At 35.5% G+C, this 18,745-nt stretch carries 19 protein-coding genes; 10 read left to right on the top strand and 9 right to left on the bottom strand.

The genetic code is table 11. The annotated features are described in order from the left end of the window. Window position 1 precedes the first annotated feature (1 nt). From argC to NKOR_RS07210, 4 genes are read right to left on the bottom strand one after another with little or no spacing between them, the layout of a single operon-like run. A complete protein-coding gene (gene argC / locus NKOR_RS07225) occupies window positions 2-1,048 on the bottom strand; it encodes an N-acetyl-gamma-glutamyl-phosphate reductase (protein ID WP_014963703.1) in 1,047 nt (348 codons plus the stop codon). Window positions 1,049-1,076: 28 nt separating this feature from the next. After that, window positions 1,077-1,934 (bottom strand): lysine biosynthesis protein LysX, encoded by an 858-nt coding sequence (gene lysX / locus NKOR_RS07220; RefSeq protein ID WP_014963702.1) that lies wholly within the window; start codon window positions 1,932-1,934, stop codon window positions 1,077-1,079. Further along, the gene (gene lysW/argW, locus NKOR_RS07215; protein ID WP_014963701.1) at window positions 1,934-2,101 is read right to left on the bottom strand and encodes an alpha-aminoadipate/glutamate carrier protein LysW; all 168 of its coding nucleotides are present in this window, start codon (window positions 2,099-2,101) and stop codon (window positions 1,934-1,936) included. Before lysW/argW ends, lysX begins: the two co-directional genes overlap by 1 nt. Further along, entirely contained in the window at window positions 2,098-3,297 is a 1,200-nt protein-coding gene (locus NKOR_RS07210) for an argininosuccinate synthase (RefSeq protein WP_014963700.1), read from the bottom strand. The genes lysW/argW and NKOR_RS07210 overlap by 4 nt, the downstream gene beginning before the upstream one ends. A 134-nt stretch (window positions 3,298-3,431) precedes the next feature. Between NKOR_RS07210 and NKOR_RS07205 the strand changes: the two genes are divergently transcribed. Genes NKOR_RS07205 through NKOR_RS07195 form a run of 3 tightly spaced genes read left to right on the top strand, consistent with a single transcriptional unit; the run spans window position 3,432 to window position 5,986 of the window. Further along, complete coding sequence (locus NKOR_RS07205) at window positions 3,432-4,457, top strand: ABC transporter substrate-binding protein (RefSeq protein WP_014963699.1); 1,026 nt, start codon at window positions 3,432-3,434, stop codon at window positions 4,455-4,457. Continuing rightward, window positions 4,458-5,219: an ABC transporter ATP-binding protein gene (locus NKOR_RS07200; protein WP_014963698.1), complete on the top strand. Its 762-nt coding sequence runs from the start codon at window positions 4,458-4,460 to the stop codon at window positions 5,217-5,219. Between the two features lie 8 nt (window positions 5,220-5,227). Next, window positions 5,228-5,986 carry an ABC transporter permease gene (locus tag NKOR_RS07195; protein WP_014963697.1) on the top strand — a complete coding sequence of 253 codons (759 nt, stop codon included), beginning with the start codon at window positions 5,228-5,230 and terminating at the stop codon, window positions 5,984-5,986. Between the two features lies 1 nt (window position 5,987). On the opposite strand, the gene NKOR_RS07190 is transcribed toward NKOR_RS07195, so the two are convergent. Further along, on the bottom strand, window positions 5,988-7,088 hold the full coding sequence (locus tag NKOR_RS07190) for an MFS transporter (RefSeq protein WP_014963696.1): 1,101 nt from the start codon (window positions 7,086-7,088) through the stop codon (window positions 5,988-5,990). A gap of 113 nt (window positions 7,089-7,201) precedes the next feature. Between NKOR_RS07190 and NKOR_RS07185 the strand changes: the two genes are divergently transcribed. Both NKOR_RS07185 and NKOR_RS07180 read left to right on the top strand, forming a co-directional pair. Further along, window positions 7,202-8,164 (top strand): homocysteine S-methyltransferase family protein, encoded by a 963-nt coding sequence (locus tag NKOR_RS07185; RefSeq protein WP_026089980.1) that lies wholly within the window; start codon window positions 7,202-7,204, stop codon window positions 8,162-8,164. 32 nt (window positions 8,165-8,196) lie between these two features. Next, the gene (locus NKOR_RS07180; RefSeq protein ID WP_014963694.1) at window positions 8,197-10,695 is read left to right on the top strand and encodes a methionine synthase; all 2,499 of its coding nucleotides are present in this window, start codon (window positions 8,197-8,199) and stop codon (window positions 10,693-10,695) included. Here NKOR_RS07180 and NKOR_RS07175 read toward each other — a convergent pair. Continuing rightward, on the bottom strand, window positions 10,692-11,429 hold the full coding sequence (locus NKOR_RS07175) for a 5,10-methenyltetrahydrofolate synthetase (protein WP_014963693.1): 738 nt from the start codon (window positions 11,427-11,429) through the stop codon (window positions 10,692-10,694). The two genes, NKOR_RS07180 and NKOR_RS07175, sit on opposite strands and share 4 nt — an antisense overlap. A 69-nt stretch (window positions 11,430-11,498) precedes the next feature. Between NKOR_RS07175 and NKOR_RS07170 the strand changes: the two genes are divergently transcribed. The 3 genes from NKOR_RS07170 to NKOR_RS07160 are packed head-to-tail and all read left to right on the top strand — an operon-like array spanning window position 11,499 to window position 12,570. Then, window positions 11,499-12,050 carry an NUDIX hydrolase gene (locus tag NKOR_RS07170; RefSeq protein WP_014963692.1) on the top strand — a complete coding sequence of 184 codons (552 nt, stop codon included), beginning with the start codon at window positions 11,499-11,501 and terminating at the stop codon, window positions 12,048-12,050. 37 nt (window positions 12,051-12,087) lie between these two features. Next, entirely contained in the window at window positions 12,088-12,246 is a 159-nt protein-coding gene (locus NKOR_RS07165) for a 50S ribosomal protein L39e (protein WP_012215647.1), read from the top strand. After that, window positions 12,247-12,570 carry a 50S ribosomal protein L31e gene (locus NKOR_RS07160; protein WP_014963690.1) on the top strand — a complete coding sequence of 108 codons (324 nt, stop codon included), beginning with the start codon at window positions 12,247-12,249 and terminating at the stop codon, window positions 12,568-12,570. Here the strand turns inward: NKOR_RS07160 and NKOR_RS07155 are convergent. From NKOR_RS07155 to NKOR_RS07145, 3 genes are all read right to left on the bottom strand, one after another. Next, window positions 12,562-13,512: a cell division protein FtsZ gene (locus NKOR_RS07155; RefSeq protein WP_014963689.1), complete on the bottom strand. Its 951-nt coding sequence runs from the start codon at window positions 13,510-13,512 to the stop codon at window positions 12,562-12,564. The two genes, NKOR_RS07160 and NKOR_RS07155, sit on opposite strands and share 9 nt — an antisense overlap. Window positions 13,513-13,585: 73 nt before the next feature. Then, the gene (locus NKOR_RS07150; RefSeq protein ID WP_014963688.1) at window positions 13,586-14,854 is read right to left on the bottom strand and encodes a tRNA (N(6)-L-threonylcarbamoyladenosine(37)-C(2))-methylthiotransferase; all 1,269 of its coding nucleotides are present in this window, start codon (window positions 14,852-14,854) and stop codon (window positions 13,586-13,588) included. Window positions 14,855-14,857: 3 nt separating this feature from the next. Next, the gene (locus NKOR_RS07145) at window positions 14,858-16,219 is read right to left on the bottom strand and encodes an aspartate ammonia-lyase (protein ID WP_014963687.1); all 1,362 of its coding nucleotides are present in this window, start codon (window positions 16,217-16,219) and stop codon (window positions 14,858-14,860) included. 127 nt (window positions 16,220-16,346) lie between these two features. Here NKOR_RS07145 and NKOR_RS07140 point away from each other — a divergent pair, with 127 nt between their 5' ends. Beyond that, window positions 16,347-17,741 (top strand): multicopper oxidase domain-containing protein, encoded by a 1,395-nt coding sequence (locus tag NKOR_RS07140; protein ID WP_014963686.1) that lies wholly within the window; start codon window positions 16,347-16,349, stop codon window positions 17,739-17,741. A 67-nt stretch (window positions 17,742-17,808) separates the two neighbouring features. Next, entirely contained in the window at window positions 17,809-18,741 is a 933-nt protein-coding gene (locus NKOR_RS07135) for a D-2-hydroxyacid dehydrogenase (RefSeq protein WP_014963685.1), read from the top strand. Window positions 18,742-18,745 lie beyond the last annotated feature (4 nt).

Below are 18,745 nucleotides of genomic sequence, written 5' to 3'. Positions count from 1 at the left end.
TCTAAACAGGAGTTAATGGTGTATATCTTAGTCCATCCATTTCATCAAAACCACACATTACGTTCATGTTTTGGATGGCAGAACCTGCTGCACCTTTCATCAAGTTATCTGATGCAGATAATGCAATTAATCTGTGATTATCTTCATCTAAATCAAATCCTATGTCACAAAAGTTTGAACCGACCAAGAATTTTGGATCTGGGAATTTGTATAATCCTTTTTTGTCACGAATTAATCTAACAAATTTTTCTTCACCATAAGTTTGACGATATAATTTCCATAACTCTTTTTCTTCAACATCTTTTTTCATGAATGTGTGATTTGTACAAAGAATTCCACGAACAACATCTACTGCATGTGGACTCATTGAAACATGAATTTTCTTTCCAGCAATCTCGCTTAACTCTTGTTCAATTTCACCTGTGTGTCTATGTTTTGCAGGCTTGTATGGTCTGATAACCCCTGCTCTCATTGCATGTGCTGTTCCTGAACCGGACCCTGCACCTGAAGAACCAATTTTTGAATCTACCACGATGTGTTCTGTATCGATAATGTCATTTCGAATTAATGGAGCAAGCGCTAACATTGATGTTACTGCCATGCATCCTGGACATGAAACAAGTTGTGCTTTTTTGATTTCTTCTCTGTGTAATTCAGGTACTCCAAAAACAGATTTTGACAAATAGTCTGGATGTGGATGTTCCCAACCGTACCATTTGTCATATGCCTCTTGATCATGTAATCTATAATCTGCACTCAAATCAATAATTTTCACACCTCTATCATACAATGCTTTTACAATTTCAGTAGCAGTTCCATGTGGTACTGCTGTGAAAACTAAATCACATTTGTCAGTTAATTTATCATAATCTAATTCCGAAAAAGTTAGATCGGTAAAACCCTTCAAACTTGGTTGAACTCTATGGAGATACTCTCCAACATGCTGTCTTGATGTGACCATGGAGATCTCAACGTCTGGGTGATTGACCAAAAGACGTAGTGTTTCTCCACCGACATATCCTGATGCTCCTACAACACCTACTTTCATGATAAACCTCCTCGTAATGGAGTATAATTTATTTCCTAACGTAGTTTAGAGCAAATTCTACCATTTCTTTTGGTATGTTTCGTTGTGCAACTCTTGCTAATCCCTTGAATTCTACGGTGTTGTTGACTTCATGAACAACTAGGCCATTTTTTTCATCTTCCATCATATCTATTCCTAGGATTCCTCCCCCCATTGCCTTTGATGCTTTTGCTGCCATATCTCCAATCTCTTTTGTGATCTCACAAAGCTCTGGATCGGCCCCAAGTGCAATATTTGTCTTAAATCCTCCTGACGATTTTCTGTACATTGCTGCAACAGGCTCATCTCCTATGGTTATTACTCGGATATCTCTGGGTGGTCTTTTTACTAATTCCTGTAAATAGTAAATTCTGTCGTGTGGACTGTCTGTAATATCCCTTATCTCAGAAATTGCATCCATTGTATCTTTATCTTTAATTGGTATGACTCCTCTTCCCCAACTTCCAATAACTGGTTTGATTACTAGGGGATATCCAACTTTCTCTAAATTTTCAGCTGCACTTTCACTAGTAAATGAAAAATATGTTTTTGGTGTTGGCACTCCATATTTTTTTAAAAGTAATGTCATGAACATTTTATTTCCACAAATACTTGCAACATCAAATTTGTTTAGAACAGGAACGTCCATAAATTCTAGACTAGCAGTAAAATGCAATCCTCTAAAATAACTCACGCATCTTTCTAGAACAATATCTCCCAAGTCAAAATCTTCTTTTTTACTATCTGTATTGACTTGAGTAATCTTTGCATCTAGCATTACTGTATCGTGTCCTAGTTCAACTGCTTCTTTTTGCAGCATCTTTTCTTCCGCTCTTAGGCGGTCAAACACAATACATACTTTTGACATTACTCTCCCCAGTCTTCGCCTACGCTTTCTGCTTGTTTAAGCTCAACATTTGATCCGTCTTTTTTTGCGATTTCAAAGTCAGCACCACAATCAGGACAGGAGACTATTTCTCCTACTGAGGCATCGTCTGGGATGTTTAGTGTTGCGTCACATTCTGGGCAGTTCATGTTTTTGTTGACCTTTTCTTTTGTAATTTATTAGCTTCTGTTGATTGCATTCCCCACAATTCTACAAATCCTTTGGCTAATTTTTGATCAAATGTGGATTCTGTTCCATAAGTGGCAATTTCATGACTGTAAAGTGAGTTTTTGGACTTTCTTCCAACTACTCTTAAACTTCCTTTGTACAATTTCAACTTGACCGTTCCTGAAACTGGTTTTTGAGATTCTTCGATAAATCCATCTAAATCTGACTTGAGTGGATCTTGCCATAATCCTGAATATGCTAGATATGCCCACTCATCATCAATTATCGATTTGAACTTGTTTTCATGTTTTGTGTGAACCATTTTTTCTAAATCTGAATGTGCCTCAATTAAGCAAGTTGCAGCTGGCGTCTCGTATACTTCTCTAGACTTTATTCCTACAACCCTGTCTTCAATGTGATCAACAATGCCAACTCCTGCATCGCCTGCTTTTTTGTTGATGTATTCAATTAATTTTTGCCCATCCATTGTTTTTCCATCAACTCCAACAGGAATTCCTTTCTCAAATTTAATTTCTAGATATGTTGGTTTATCTGGTAAATTTTTTGTTTTTACCCAAATGAATGCATCATCAGGTGGTTCATTATATGGATCTTCTAAAACTCCACCTTCAATTGCACGGCCCCACAAGTTTTGATCAATGCTGAATTTTTTTGCTACAGTGTCTATCTCAATTCCGTGTTTTTTTGCAAATTTTAATTCTGTAACTCGGTCTAAATTTTTATCCCTTATTGGAGCAATGATTGGTAGGTCAGAACCTGAACGTAATGTGATGTCAAAACGTACTTGATCATTTCCTTTTCCTGAACAGCCATGTGCTAATGATGTTACTTTCTCTTTTTTTGCAATTTCTAAAACTTTTTCAGCAATTAATGGTCTGGCAAGAGCTGTTGCTAAACAATACTTTTTTTGATAAAGCGCATTTGCTTTAATTGATGGGAAAATGTAATCTTTGACAAATTCTTTTCTTGCATCAATGTTGTAGTGTTTTTTTACTCCTAATTTTTTTGCCTTTGCTGCAATTTTTTTATTATCTTCACCTTGTCCAACATCTACTGTAACTGTAACTACATCCATGTCATGTTCGTCTTGTAGATATTTTACAACAACTGAAGTGTCTAGCCCTCCAGAAAATGCAAGAATTCCTTTTTGAGTCATAAAACATCTTTTCCGTCGTATTTTGGAATTTATCTTTTGTGATAGGCTTGTGAACAAATTTTTTAGAAAAAAATTTCTGGCTAGCTTGAGCTAAAATTCGATGATTATTTAACCGCCAAATATAACGCTGTTTTATGAAAATTCGTTCGGCAATTTCTGCAGGAATTGTGGTAATTGTGGTGTTTTCTATATTGGGAATTGCTCTTAACTCTAGTGATACTACACATGAAAAAAAACTTCGCATAGCATACTTTCCAAACATTGGTCATGCAATTCCTATTGTGGGAATGGAGAAAGGGTTCTTTGAAGAAAATATGGATGATGAAACTAAAATTGAAACCAAAGTATTTGACAGTGGACCTCAAGCGATAGAATCTATTTTTGCAAATTCTATTGATATTGCTTATGTTGGTCCAGGCCCTGCAATTAATGGATTTTTAAATTCTGAGAATCACAACGTCAAGATTCTTGCAGGTGCTGCAAGTGGAGGTGCTAGTTTTATTGTACATCCTAATTCTGAAATAAACAATGCCTCTGATTTTGCAGGAAAAAAAATTGCCGCTCCTCAAATTGGAAATACTCAAGATGTTTCATTACGTCATTATCTATCTGAAAATCAACTAAAACCTGCTGAGAAAGGTGGAAATGTTGTTGTTTATAATATTTCAAATCCTGACATCTATACTTTATTTGTAAAGGGGGATATTGATGGTGCGTGGGTTGCCGAACCATGGGCTACAATTTTGGAAACTGAATTAAATGGAAAGCGTTTATTCCAAGAAGAAGAACTTTGGCCCAATAAAGAATTTGCATCTGTTCTATTGATTGCAAATACTGATTATGTTGAAAAAAATAAATCCATAATAAACAATTTTCTCAAAGCTCATCATCAAACAATGATTTGGATTAATGATAATCCTGAGGAAACTAGAACTGTTTTTAATAACTTTCTTAATTCACACTTGGGACAATCACTTTCTAATAATATTGTAGATGTTGCTTTGTCTAATATTCAAATTACTGATGATCCTAAATCTGATTCTGTTCTTTCGTTTGCTGAAAAGGCAGATGCTCTAGGGTATCTTGGAAGAAATGGATATGATTTGTCTGGAATTTTTTACTATTTTGATACAAATTCTCTGGAGGAGGACAATACTTAGATGACTAAATTAGAAGCAAAAAATATTGTCAAGTACTTTAGTCATGATTCTCACAAGCTTAAGGCTTTAGGTGGTATTGACCTCAAAGTTGAATCTGGTGATTTTGTATGTTTGATAGGACCCTCAGGATGTGGTAAATCTACATTTTTACGTATAGTTGCAGGCTTGGAGAAACCTGATGATGGCCAAATCCTCTTTGATGGCCGTCCTGTAAATGAAACTGGGCCTGAAAGAATCATGGTCTTTCAAGAAGGTGCTCTATTTCCATGGCTCAAAGTCCAAGATAATGTGGAGTTTGGATTAAAGATGGCAGGAATACCAAAAGAAGAACGTGCCAAAATATCTCATAGGTATCTTGACATGATGCAATTAACCAAATTCACTGATTCGTATACATATCAACTTTCAACAGGTATGAAGCAACGTGTAGCTATTGCTAGAGCACTTGTAATGGATCCTGATGTATTGCTTATGGATGAACCATTTGCAGCACTTGATGCACAAACCCGTGATTTATTGTTAGTTGAAATGCAATTGATCTGGGAAAAAACAAAGAAGACCATCTTGTTTGTAACTCATAGCGTTGCTGAAGCTGCAGTTCTTGGAACAAAAGTTGCAGTTTTCAGTAATCGCCCATCTATAATCAAAAAAGAAGTTGAAAATGATTTTCCAAGACCTAGGGTAACTGAAGATGAGTCATTATTGAAATTCCAACAAGATCTACTGTCTGAACTAAGACCTGAGGTAAAGAAAAGTAAATAGTGATTATTATGGCAAAAAATTTCACTCCTCACAGAATTGCTTTTTACATTGCCATCATAGTTGTTTGGCAAATAACTGCAATGACAGGAATTTGGCCAGATAATGTTTTTCCATCCCCTTATGAGGTGGCAGAAGACTTGGCTTTTGGTGCTGTTGATGGAAGCTTGTTTTATGGAATTGCGACAAGTATGTGGCGATTGGCAATTGGATTGGCAATTGCGATTGGCGGTGGTATTGTTTTAGGAATTTTTATGGCAAGAGTTGAGGTAATCAATCAAACTGTTGGATCTTTGGTTTTAGGTTTACAATCAATCCCATCTATTGCATGGGTGCCTCTTGCAATTCTTTGGTTTGGTTTGACTGATGGTGGAATCATCTTTGTTACTGCAATTGGCGCTATTTTTGCTGTGACCATAAACACCTACACTGGCGTCAAAAACATCAACCCTCACTTTATAGAAGCCGCAAGAAATATGGGTGCAAAAGGAAGTCAACTTATTACTGCAGTATTAATCCCTGCGGCATTTCCTTACATGATTTCTGGATTTAAACAGGGATGGGCATTTGCATGGAGGGGTGTAATTGGTGCAGAAATCCTGTTTTCGTTCCTAGGATTGGGATTTTTGCTTAATGCAGGACGTTCACTAAATGATGTCTCCCAAGTCATAGCAATCATGCTTGTAATTATGGGAATAGGTCTTGCAGTAGATGGTATTATCTTTAAAAAACTTGAAGACAAAGTAATGTCTAGATGGGGATTGCGATAATCTATTTTTTAATTTTTAGTGACACTGCAAAAGCACATACAATAATTGCAACTGCAAAATACATTACTGCAACATAGTCAAATACAAATGCAATACTTCCTGCAATTACTGGACCAACTACAGTTGCAATTGACAACGTGGAACTGAAAATCCCTGTAGATGTTGAACGTGGGTTATTCTCCATTAGATGAAAATTTCCGCCAATAAACAAAAACGCCCATGTTGCACCCACTAGTGACATAAATGGCATTGCCATCCACCATTCAGTAACAACTGACAATCCCACAAATACAAATGTTGTACATCCTATTCCTATTTTGAATTTAGTAACATTTGAGAGATGAATTTTGCTTGCCATTACATTCATCAAGATAAAAGCTGTCAATGTATTTGCTACATATACAATTGATATATGGTAAAGTTCTCCACCTAATCTTTCTACAATCATTATTGGAAGAATTGTCCAAACTGCCGCTGCGCCAATGTGTCTTAGTAATAATGATAAGAAAAGAAATTTGTTTTTTGAAATGACTCTTTTTGTAGTGCCAGGTTTTAGTTCTTTTTCTTGTTCCGGATTTGGAAGTTTAATTGTAAACAATAATCCTATCACAAATGATGCGGCACTGATCAAGAAAATTAATTTTAGATCATTTGCGAATCCTGCTGCTGCAATTCCTGCAAGCCATCCTAATGCATGAAATGAGATTACAGTAGCTGCTCTATTTTTATCCAGGTTTGCTTCATAGGTATATGCAATCATTGCTGGAATCATTATTCCACTTGTAATTCCTGCAGCTATTCTGACTAGAAAAAACATGGAAAGGTCATCTGCAAAGTAGTGTAATCCAAATGCTACTGCACATCCAATAAATCCAATTCTGATGAATTTGAGCCTAGTTCCCTTCTTGTCTGAATGTCTTCCAAAATAGATTTCAGATAAAATTTGAGCAAAACTAAATGAAGCTACCAAAAGCCCTATCTCAAAAATAGAATCTGTGACGCCTTTTGCAATGATAGGCATGAATACAAAGATAATTGAGATTCCTGCATGTTGAAAAAAGGTTGCACTACGTACTAGATTGTTTATTTGGAGTTTTTGCATAAATGTACAAAAAAATCACATGTGGCCTAATTTCAACATACATGTCATTATTGCTCTTGTTTGTGGATTTTTCTGAAAAGAGTTAAACTGTGCCAAATCTTTTTGGAATTAAATTGACTCAAAAAGAATCATTTTTGGATGCACTACAAAACAGAGTTTTACTTTTTGATGGTGCGATGGGAACTGAAATTCAAAAATTTAATCCAAAACCTGAAGACTTTCCAAATAATCAAGATGGATTCAATGACGGTTTAGTGCTAACTCACCCTGAATGGATAAAAGAAATCCATAAACGTTATTTGGATGCCGGAGCTGATTGCATTGAGACAAACTCTTTTGGTTCTAATAAAATTAAACTCGATGAATATGGATTTGGTGATCAAACAGTTGATTTTAATAAAAAAATTGCACAACTTGCATTTGAAGTCTGTCAAGAATATTCTGACAGACCACGATATGTAATTGGTTCGATGGGACCCTCTGGATTTTTACCAAGTTCAAATGATCCTGATTTAGGACAGAAACCTCTTGATGAAATTAGAGAAGCATTTGAACTACAAGCAGAAGGGTTGATTCTTGGCGGTGTGGATGCATTACTTATTGAAACAAGTCAGGATATTTTGGAAGTAAAATTAGTAATAGAGGCATGTCATAATGCGATGAAAAAAATTGGAATGAAAGTTCCAATAATTGCAAACACTACGTTAGATCAATATGGTAAAATGCTGTTAGGCACTAACATTCAAGCTGCATACACAACGGTTTCTGATATGGGAATTGACATATTTGGAATGAATTGCTCTACTGGACCAATTGAGATGACCCCTAGTGTCAGATGGCTTGATGAACAAAATGAACATAATATTTTGGTGGTTCCAAATGCTGGCATGCCTGAAAATGAAGGTGGACAAGCAGTTTACAAGATGACTCCTGAAAAAATGGGTGATGCATTAGGTGATTTTCTTAAACAATACAAAAAAGTCCGAATTATCGGAGGTTGTTGTGGGACAAATCCTGAACACATCAAAGTTCTAAGAAAAGTAATTGACGAAAAAGCCAACTCTATAGAGGGTTAAGTATTTAGAAAAACCGAGATGATTTTACACTATTGACCATTCCTAGAGTAAGTTCTGCATTAAAGGCAGTTGACCTAAAACAAATTCCTCCTCCATTGATTATTGGTGAGAGGATAAACACCCAAGGTTCTCGTAAGGCAAAACAAATGGTCCTTGCTGATGATTATGATGGACTTGTTGATTTGGGTAGAACACAAGTAGAAGATGGTGCACACTGTCTTGATGTATGTGTTGCAACAACTGAACGTGCTGATGAAAAAGAATTCATGTTGAATCTGGTAAAGCGATTAAGCTTAGAAGTAGATGCTCCTCTTGTTATTGACTCAACTGATCCTGATGTAATTGAAGCATCTGTACAACAAATTCCCGGAAGACCCATCATTAATTCTATTAATCTTGAAGGTGATGGAAGTAGATTTGAAAAACTTGCGCCAATTATGGCAAAATATGGTTTGCCTGCAATTGCATTGTGCATTGGACCTGATGGCATGGCAAAAACACCTCAACAAAAATTAGAAACTGCAGAATTACTTTTTGAAACTGGTAAAAAATATGGATTAAAAATTGAACAGTTCATTTTTGATGTGCTGACATTTACCCTTGCAACTGGTGAAGATGAATTTCTTGATGCAGGAAAAAATACTCTTGAAGGAATCAGACTTGTAAAAGAAAAATTCCCTAATTCATTTACTACATTAGGTCTGAGCAACATTAGTTTTGGACTGGTACCCTATGCTAGAAAAATCCTCAATTCCGTATTCTTACATCATGCAATAAAATCTGGACTTGATACTGCAATCGTTAATGCAAAAGAAATCATACCCTATGGGGAAATAGATGAAAAAGAAAAAAAACTTGCAGAAGACCTAATTTTCAATACCCATCCTAATGCATTATCTGAATTAATTACATATTTTGAAAATGTAGGTCCACAAGCCAGTACTGCATCTAAAAAAGTAGATGTTGATCCTTCATGGCCTGCAGGAAAGAAAGCTCATTTTAGAATCGTCAACAGACTAAAGGATGGAATTGAAAATGATGTTGTTTCTGCTATTGCCGACAAAGTTGGAAAAAATGACATTCTAAAGAATACTGATGGTGTACTTTCACTTGATGCCCCTCCAGAAGTAACACATGATGGTGCAATTAGAACTCTTAATGAGGATTTACTCCCTGCTATGAAAGAGGTAGGTGACAAGTTTGGTGCAGGAGAATTAATTCTTCCATTTGTTTTAAAATCTGCCGAATGCATGAAAGCATCGGTTGGAGAATTGGAAAAGTATCTTGTCAAAGAAGAGGGATCAAGCAAAGGCAAGCTTGTTTTAGGTACTGTATATGGTGATGTCCATGACATTGGAAAGAATTTGGTAAAAACTATCTTCCAAAATAATGGTTACACAGTTTATGATCTTGGAAAACAGGTTCCATTACAAAAATTCATTGAAAAAATCGACGAAGTAAATCCTGATGCTGTTGGTCTTTCTGCATTGTTAGTTTCTACTTCAAAACAAATGCAATTCTTTGTAGAGCATGCCAGAAAAAACAAAATGAACATCCCAATTCTTTGTGGAGGTGCAGCAATTAACAGCAATTACATTAATCGAATTGCAAAAGAAGATGGAATCTACGAGTCCGGAGTTTTTTACTGTAATACAATGTTTGAAGGACTAAAAACAATGGATGCTCTGATTTCTGATGAAAAACCAAAACTCTTATCACAATGGAAGGAGAAATTAGAAAACTGGAAAGAAAAATCCACTGCAAAAGTTGATCCTGCTAGTCTTCCAAAAAGTGAAATAAAACCTGTGTCTGCCCCTACTCCAAAAATTATCGGTGAACCAATTCGTCTAAAATCAGATCAAATAAAGATGGACGAAGTATGGCAATTAATTGATAAAAAATCACTCTTCAAACTTTCTTGGGGTCTTAGGGGTAAAGCAGGTTCTGAATCAGAAGCAGATCATGAACAACTGCTTAACCAATGGAAGATTAGAATTATTCGAGAAAAATTATTTGAACCTGAAGTGGTTTATGGATATTTCAAATGCCATAACAAAGATGGAAAATTACTTGTAGATAATCCTCATGGTGATGATGTAGAATTTGATTTTCCTCGTTCTACTAAACCTGAACACTTGTGTTTAACTGATTATTTTGGTGATGATGATGTTGTTGCATTTCAGGCAGTCACAGTTGGAAACAAAGTTGCAGATATTATTGAACAATGGAATCAAGAAGACAAATACACTGATGCATACTATCTTCATGGATTGGCAGTTGAAGTTGCAGAAGCACTAGCTGAATGGATTAATCGAAAAATAAAATCTGAATTGAATTTAGATAAAGGTGGATTGAGATACTCTTGGGGTTTTCCTAGTTGTCCTGATGTAATGCAACATAATTTGGTATGGAAACTCTTGGAACCTGAAAAATCTGGAATGGAATTAACCGAATCAGGTCAAATAATTCCTGAACAATCTACTGCAGCAATGGTGGTGCATCATCCTAAAGCACAATACTTTGTACTTTAGAAAGTTATTTTACTCAAAAACTCGTTTAATCCTGTAAAATCATTTGGAGATGTAATTAGAATATCCCCTGTAATTTTATGTGATTTTTTTAACAATTCTTCAAATCCTTGACTATATGACTCTAAATCCAAATTCAAAAACTTTGCAGATTTTTCATTTTTTTGTGAGGGAAATAATATGATTGGAATAACTGAAAATTCTTTTAGGTTATCTGATAAGTCTTGTACTTGCTGTATGTTTTGTACCACTTGAGTCATGAATCCTTTTGGTTTTGCATTAAGTTTCTTTTCAAGTTTTGAAAAATTTGGTTTGTTTGATACTGAAAGGTACAAATCAATTTTTGAATCAATGTTCTTTTCTCTTAATTTTTTTACAGTCAAACTTGGAATTTGACCTGAATCGGTTTTACCTGTTTGTGAGGGGTCTCCCATCAAAACCAGAATTCCTGAAAAACTAATATCAATACATTTTTCTACAAACTGTGAAATTTCTTCTTCGGTCTTATCTCTAACTCTAAGACTGACTGTTATTGGCAAATCTGGAATTTCTTTTCTTATTATTTTTCCTACGTCTAATGGAGATACTCTTTGATATCCTAACACATTTTCTGTAAGATGAATTGCGTCACATTTTTTTGAAATACTTTTTATCTTCTCAATGAATTTCTTTATCGATTCGTCTGTATCTACATTAGGTAAAATTTTAGGAGGATTAGCTTCATATCTAATTGTCATATTGTAATTTTTTGTATCCTTGGTTAAAACCTTTGAATACTAAAACCGATATGGAAAAGTGGGAAAGTAATGTTAACACTGGAAAAAATTGAATCCCTATTTTCTACTCCGATTGATCCTATTTTAGAAAATACTAAAAAATATCGTTTGGCTTCAATCCTTGTTGTAATTTATGGACAGGAACCAAAGGTTGTGATGACTGAGAAACCAAAAAATATGAAATTTCATGCAGGCGAAATATCTTTTCCTGGAGGAAAACTGGATACTAGTGATTCTGATCTTCTTGATACTGCACTTCGTGAAACTAGTGAAGAGATTGGGTTGACCATTACCCGAGATCAGGTTGTAGGACAATTAGATCCTGTGGTTACATTGAACTCTGGTTTTCTTATCTTGCCCTTCATTTCTGTTGTTAATGAAATACCCAAACTTTCTGCAAACTGTGAAGTTGAAAAAATTTTTCATATACCTTTGGAGTCTTTTTTGAAAACTATGGCACAAGACCCTAATCCCACTCATAACATCATTCAAGAGATGTATACATTTGAGTATCAAAACAAAATAGTATGGGGTGCTTCTGCTAGAATACTAAAACAAATTCATAGTGGCCTAAAATCCTGAGATTCATTTAAAAAGAGCTCTTCGTGCCTGAAAAACTATGGCTGCACGTAAGTCCTCTCCAAGGAAAATTCGTCTGTTGAAAAAAACAAAACAGGCATCACCTGTACCAGCTTGGATTATTCTCAAAACAAAGAGAAGTGTTAGAACAAATCCAAAACGTAGAGCTTGGAGATCAACTGATGTGGAGGTAGGATAGATGTCTCAAGAATTAGAACGTGTTTATACAATTAATCTCGGCAAAGTATTGCTCTCACAATCACAACATAGAGCAGTCAGAGCAATTAACATGATTAAAGAATTTGCTCGTCATCACATGAAAGTTGAAGATATTAAAATTGAAGAAGACTTGGCTCATCAAATTTGGGCAAAAGGAATTCGTAGCCCTCCAAGAAAAATTAGAGTTCGAATGAGCAAGACTGACGAGGGCTATGTTCTTGTTTCTCCATATGAGGAAGAAATTGAATCTAAAGTAACTACCGAAAAAGAAACTCCAAAAGTTGAAGACAAAGTTTTATTCTAGTTGTGGTAAATCTAGTTTACAATCAATACTACAATCTGGTGTAACCCAGTCAAGTGTATTTTCTTGTGAAATCATCCCAAGAGGATCATAATTATCAAATTTTGTCATTCCTTGAATGGATGACAACATCACTACTTTAGATTCTTCGGTAGTTGAAGTCATATCAATTTGTGAATTACTCTCATTTAGAATTCCGCTTGTAAGATTTGTAATTGAATTTAATACTCCTACTGGAATATTGCTTCCTCCTACGACATATAGCATTGAACGCTTTACTGTATTTGGTGGGGCATTTTCATATAGCATTTTTAGTGAATCTCTAAGCGAATCTTCGATATTTTGTCCGTCTTTGCTTGTTGTAAGAATATTTGTCTCAGAAGCCATCTCTGAGGCTCCAAGTGATTCAACTACGTGTATTATTGCAGAGTTTGCAATATCATAGCATGCTTTTGGAGTCAAATCTGGATTGCTCTCAAGTAATGAATCGTTATCAAGCACAACAGTACATTCAGAGTTTTCTCTAACTCTCTTTAATGCAACACCAGAATTGAAAATTCTATCTTTTTCGTATTTGAAAGGCATAATTGCAAATGAAATCAGTCCTTTGTTTGATTCCTTACACATTTCTGAAACAACTGGTGCTATGGCTGAGCCTGCTTTTCCAGCCAAATTACTCATCATTACCACAGTAGAATAACCTGAAATTTTTGACTTGATCTCTTCTGAAACATCATAAGTTGAGCCTCTGATTAATTGCATAGATGGATTTATCACAGAATCAGTTGAAACATGAACAGATGGCACTTCTTCTATGAAGTCCTTTGAATCATTACTGATTAGAAGACAATCTGAATTTAGTGCATCTTTTGCCTTAACTGCTAATTTTGAGCCTGCGCCACCCAGACCTATTACTAAAATTGGTTCTTTTACTTGAAAACTCATTTCAGTTCCTATTCACTGAATTCCATAAAAAACCTTCTTACGTTTTTTTAATCAAATTTTAGATCTAAAAAATTTAGCTTGCGATCTTTCCAAGCAGGCTGTTTTGAGTAGCATCGATAATTTCTACTGTATGTGATTGTCCTATGTCTACTTGTTCTGGAACAAACACTGGCTTGTAAGCAAAGTTTCTACCTTTGATGCCATCCTCTGTCTTTTCATCAAAGAGGACGTTTCCTTTCCACCCGATCCATTTTTTGTTGTTATCTAGCGATATTTTGTTGATCTGCTCAAAAATCTCCTTGCTTCTTGACTTTACTTCTGCAACATCGATTTGTTCCCATTCAGCAGCTTCGGTTCCTGGTCTGGCGCTATATTTTGATAAATTTACTACATCTGGTCTTGTTTCATCAAGTAATTCTACTGTTTTTTCAAAGTCTTCTCTTGTTTCTGATGGGAAACCTACTATGATATCTGTTGAAATAGTAAAGTTTGGAAATCTCTCTTTTGCCTTTTTTACTATCTCTCTAAATGTTCCTGCAGTATGACCTCTTTTCATATCCTGTAGTACTTTGTCACTTCCACTTTGTACTGGAATATGAAGAAATTTGAAGACTTTGTCATTTTCGTATGATTCAATTAATTTTTCTTTAATTCTTGGCATGTACATTGGATTCATCATTCCAACTCTAACCATAAAGTCCTCTGGAATTTCTGAAACTGCATTAATTAATGCAGGTAAATCTGTTCCAATGTCCAATCCGTAACATCCGTTATCAGTTGATGTTAACCAAATTTCTTTACATCCTTCATCAATTTCCGTTTTTACTTGTCTAACAATATCTCCCAGTCTGTAGCTTTGGAGATCGCCTTTGGAAATTTTAGTTTGACAAAACGTACATTCGCTCATACACCCACTTGCAATCTCAACTATTCCTACTGCTGGATTTAGTCTGACTTTTGGGAGTCCTACTTTTGATAAATCAGAGTCTTCTAATGCAATCTCTTTTCTTCCTTGAAGTGTAGAATCAATCACTTGAAGAGTTTTACCTAATGAATTTGGACCTAAAAGACTAGCATTTTCAGAAAATCTTTCAACTGTTTCTTTTTCAGCTTTTGGTAAGCAACCAGCTACCACAAGAGGTTTTGTTTTCAATGATTTTATTCTGTGAATCATCTTGTTTGCTGTTGCATCTTTCACAGAACATGTGACGACAATGTTTAGATCTGACTCTTCAGAATCTTCTACTAGTGTGTGACCTCCATTTAGAATTAATCCTGAAATCATTTCTGAATCTGCAAAACTTGCAGAACATCCATAAGATTCTACAAAAATTTTTGCCATACTTTATCCAAACAGAGAGTCGATTTCTTTGTTAGTCATTAATTTCTTTGAAACAACTAATTCTCTGATAGTTTTTCCTGTTTTTAACGATTCTTTGAAAAGTTCTGCAGATTTTAGATATCCGATTTTTGGTGTTAACAGCGTAACAATTACTGGACTGTTTTCAATGTCAGCACGCAATTTATCTTTGTTTGCAGTTAAACCATCAATAAGATTTGCAGAAAATATTGGCAAGAAATTCTTTAACATATCTGTTGACTCTAACATGCACTTTAGCATTCCTGGCAGCATTACATTAAGCTCAAACTGTCCACTTTGTGCTGCATAAGATACTGCAGTATCATTTCCAATAATGTTGAAACAAATCATGTTCATGCATTCTGCTAATGATGGGTTTACTTTTCCAGGCATAATTGAGGAACCTGCATGAACTGCAGGAATTCCAATCTCTGCTAGCCCTGCAATTGGACCTGATGCCATTAATCTGATATCATTTGCAAGTTTTCCAATTTCTAATGCTAGGTTGCGTAATGCACTTGAACAATTTGCAACTGCATACTTGCTTTGCAATCCATGCTGCATGTCTTTTTCAGGTTTTAATGATAATTTTGAAATTTTTGCAAGTTCTGAAATTGCAATCTTCCTGTAACCTTTTGGTGTATTTGCACCAGAGCCAACAGCCGTTCCTCCTAATGCAACATTTTGTAATTCTTTTTGTGATGCAACAATTTCATTTCTTGCTTTTGTAATTGATGTAACATAAGCTGCAAATTCACTACCTAATGTAACTGGTAATGCATCCATAAGATGTGTTCTTCCGATTTTCTTAAATGACGAAAATTGCTTTGCTTTTTTTGATAACGACTTTATCAAAATATCAATAGATAGAATTGTTTCTTTGAGATTCATCAAAATTGCAACATGCATGGCTGTTGGATATGTATCGTTACTTGATTGTGACATGTTTACGTGATCATTTGGATGTAAGAACTCGTATTGTCCTTTCTTTTTATGTAAAATTTCTAATGCTACATTTGCAATTACTTCGTTTGAATTCATGTTAAATGCAGTTCCTGCCCCGGAGTTTATCATGTCTACAACAAACTGATCAACGTGTTTTCCTGACAAAATTTTATCACAAGCAGAAACTATTGCTTTTCCACGTCTAGCGTCAATAACCTTTGTTTTCATGTTTGCCACAGCAGCTGATCGTTTTATCATGACAAACGACTTTATCAAATTCTCGTGAGATTTGTTTCCTGTTACATGATATTGCTTGATTGCTCTACCAGTAAATGCCCCATAATATGCGTCAGATGGGATTTTGACTTTACCTAGTGAGTCTTGATCTAATCGAAATTTCATTCTAAAACCAATTATTTTGCCCCACTATTCATTCTTTTTCAGATATTTTCATAAAATCATATATCCATAATGGGAATTATTATATAGGATTCAGAGACCAACGCTGATAATGAATAAGCGTGTTAGTATGCTCTTTACAATTGCAGCAGTAGCTGTAATGGGCGCAACCTTATTCGGAAGCACATACACACAAACCCAAATTGGTGGGCAATCACTCGATATGGAAAAAATGGATATCGATGTAATTGAGAAAATCCATCAAATGGGCGGTTTGCAGCTTGTAATGCCTCAAGCATTCGCAGAAACTGATTGTGGTGTTCTAGAAAATTCTGGTAGAACAGTAGTTGAGTTTAACTTGACTGGTGAAAGTGTTGAACTTCCAATTATGGGAGGAAAAACTTACAATGCCATGACCTTTAGTGGACAAGTCCCAGGACCAACACTTAGAGTCACACAAGGCGATGTTGTAAAAATGACACTTACAATTCCAGATGATGAAGTTACTGGACACGGTAACGACATGCACGCATCACAAATGTCAGCAGGAAACTTTGAATCAGTTAATCCTGGTGAAACAAGTCAGTACTGTTACATCGCTGAAGCTGCTGGTGTTTTCAAATACCATTGTTCTGGTGTCAAACTAATTGGTATGGACCAACATGTACTTTCCGGCATGTACGGAATTGCAATTGTTGATCCAGCTGATGGATACAAGAAATTAATGGTTGAGAAAACCAGTGGAAGTGGCGAAATTGACAGAAAATTCTATGATGCAGATGCATTAGAGTTCCAACTCCAATACAATCAATTGTACCTTACACCTGAAGGCAACTATGATGCAGGAGCAATGTTCCAACATCATAACACTGCAACAGTTGTTAACGGAATGCAATTTGGTTATGTACCAAACATGGCTCATAACTTACTCGTCAATGGCGATGTAAACAAGAACATCTTTGTTGCACAACCATGGAATGGACTTGAACACAAGCAATACCAATCACAACTCTTGTTTGTTGAAAATGATCAACACGTGAGACTCTTTATTGAAAACCATGGTAACGAACCACTATTCTTCCACATTGTTGGAGAAATTTTGGATAGAGTTGTCCAAGGCAATAGAGTCCAATCCGCAGCAACTGAAACATGGTTACTCGGTGGCTCACAGAACATGATTGTTGACTTGGTCTTTGATGAACCAGGTGCATATGCAGCAGTAAACCATGACTATGCAGCAATTTACACTGGCGCAGCTACAGTCTTTGTAGCAGGTGACCCATTCGGCTTGAACCCAGTTCTCGTTGAGAAAGGAGTTATTCCAGCACCAGTAGCATCTTATGCATACGCTTTAGGCAATCCAAGTGATGCTGTCCCACCAATGGGAGCAAACAGTATTGCTCATCCTGCACTAAACATTCACGGTTTATACACTGATGAAGTAGCTTCTGAAATGCAAGCAAGTGGCGATTATGTCGCATTATGGGAAGTAATTCCTGTAGTAGCCGAAATGCTAACTTCTTGATAACATAACATCTTTTTCTTTTTATTATTTTGAATGAATTATATTCCGTAGCTCTATTTCTTATTTCATGGGATTTGATGATTCTGTACTAATTTGTGATGAAGTAGATCCAATTTTAAATAAAATTTTAGAAGATAATGGTCTGAAAGTATCATATGAACCAGAAATTACCCCTGAACAAATTTTAGAAAAAATTGCTAACTACAATATTGTAATTGTTAGAAGTAGAACTACAATTACAAAAGACATGATCGATAAAGCTGATAATTGTAAAATTATTGCTCGTGTAGGTGTTGGACTAGATAATGTTGATCAAGAAGCTGCAAAAGCAAAAAATATTCGAGTAATTAATGCCGTTGAAGGCGCAATGAATGCCGTTGCTGAATTAGTTTTAGGCTTAATGTTATCTCTTGCAAGACAAACCACACGTGGTGATAGAGGAATTAGAAATGAACAATGGCTCAAAAAAGAATTGAAAGGAACGGAACTTAGGGGAAAATATCTTGGAATTATTGGACTAGGAAATATTGGAAAAAGATTAGGTAGACTTGCACATGCACTAAACATGAACATTATCGGATATGATGTGGTTCCAATCGATGAAGAATTTTCAAAAGAAGTTGGTTTGATGAAAGCAGATTTGAATACATTGCTTCAAAGCTCTGATTACATCTCTATTCATGTTCCATTATTAGATTCAACTTATCATCTATTGGATGCACAAAAAATGTCTACTATGAAAAATACTGCAAAAATTATCAATACTTCTAGAGGTGGTGTGGTTGATGAGGATGCACTTTATGATGCTCTCAAAAATGGTACTCTGGGTGGTGCAGCTTTAGATGTATTTGAAAAAGAACCTGCTATTGGAACAAAGCTAGCAGAACTTGACAATGTAATCTTAACTCCTCATATTGGCGCTCAAACAAAAGAAGCGCAATCTTTGGCTGCAAATGTAATTGCTGAGAAGATTGTTCAGATTTTGAGAGGCGTAATCTAGAAGA

It is taken from the genome of Candidatus Nitrosopumilus koreensis AR1, assembly GCF_000299365.1.
GTDB lineage: Archaea > Thermoproteota > Nitrososphaeria > Nitrososphaerales > Nitrosopumilaceae > Nitrosopumilus > Nitrosopumilus koreensis.
Note: the sequence above shows the minus strand (reverse complement) of the source record. Positions and strands in the feature narration are given on the sequence as shown.

Excerpts from the sequence above, each read along its gene's own strand:
- argC (WP_014963703.1), bottom strand. The coding sequence starts at position 1,048 with ATGAAAGTAGGTGTTGTAGGAGCATCAGGATATGTCGGTGGAGAAACA.
- lysX (WP_014963702.1), bottom strand. The coding sequence starts at position 1,934 with ATGTCAAAAGTATGTATTGTGTTTGACCGCCTAAGAGCGGAAGAAAAG.
- lysW/argW (WP_014963701.1), bottom strand. The coding sequence starts at position 2,101 with ATGAACTGCCCAGAATGTGACGCAACACTAAACATCCCAGACGATGCC.
- NKOR_RS07210 (WP_014963700.1), bottom strand. The coding sequence starts at position 3,297 with ATGACTCAAAAAGGAATTCTTGCATTTTCTGGAGGGCTAGACACTTCA.
- NKOR_RS07205 (WP_014963699.1), top strand. The coding sequence starts at position 3,432 with ATGAAAATTCGTTCGGCAATTTCTGCAGGAATTGTGGTAATTGTGGTG.
- NKOR_RS07200 (WP_014963698.1), top strand. The coding sequence starts at position 4,458 with ATGACTAAATTAGAAGCAAAAAATATTGTCAAGTACTTTAGTCATGAT.
- NKOR_RS07195 (WP_014963697.1), top strand. The coding sequence starts at position 5,228 with ATGGCAAAAAATTTCACTCCTCACAGAATTGCTTTTTACATTGCCATC.
- NKOR_RS07190 (WP_014963696.1), bottom strand. The coding sequence starts at position 7,088 with ATGCAAAAACTCCAAATAAACAATCTAGTACGTAGTGCAACCTTTTTT.
- NKOR_RS07175 (WP_014963693.1), bottom strand. The coding sequence starts at position 11,429 with ATGACAATTAGATATGAAGCTAATCCTCCTAAAATTTTACCTAATGTA.
- NKOR_RS07170 (WP_014963692.1), top strand. The coding sequence starts at position 11,499 with ATGTTAACACTGGAAAAAATTGAATCCCTATTTTCTACTCCGATTGAT.
- NKOR_RS07165 (WP_012215647.1), top strand. The coding sequence starts at position 12,088 with ATGGCTGCACGTAAGTCCTCTCCAAGGAAAATTCGTCTGTTGAAAAAA.
- NKOR_RS07160 (WP_014963690.1), top strand. The coding sequence starts at position 12,247 with ATGTCTCAAGAATTAGAACGTGTTTATACAATTAATCTCGGCAAAGTA.
- NKOR_RS07155 (WP_014963689.1), bottom strand. The coding sequence starts at position 13,512 with ATGAGTTTTCAAGTAAAAGAACCAATTTTAGTAATAGGTCTGGGTGGC.
- NKOR_RS07150 (WP_014963688.1), bottom strand. The coding sequence starts at position 14,854 with ATGGCAAAAATTTTTGTAGAATCTTATGGATGTTCTGCAAGTTTTGCA.
- NKOR_RS07145 (WP_014963687.1), bottom strand. The coding sequence starts at position 16,219 with ATGAAATTTCGATTAGATCAAGACTCACTAGGTAAAGTCAAAATCCCA.
- NKOR_RS07140 (WP_014963686.1), top strand. The coding sequence starts at position 16,347 with ATGCTCTTTACAATTGCAGCAGTAGCTGTAATGGGCGCAACCTTATTC.
- NKOR_RS07135 (WP_014963685.1), top strand. The coding sequence starts at position 17,809 with ATGGGATTTGATGATTCTGTACTAATTTGTGATGAAGTAGATCCAATT.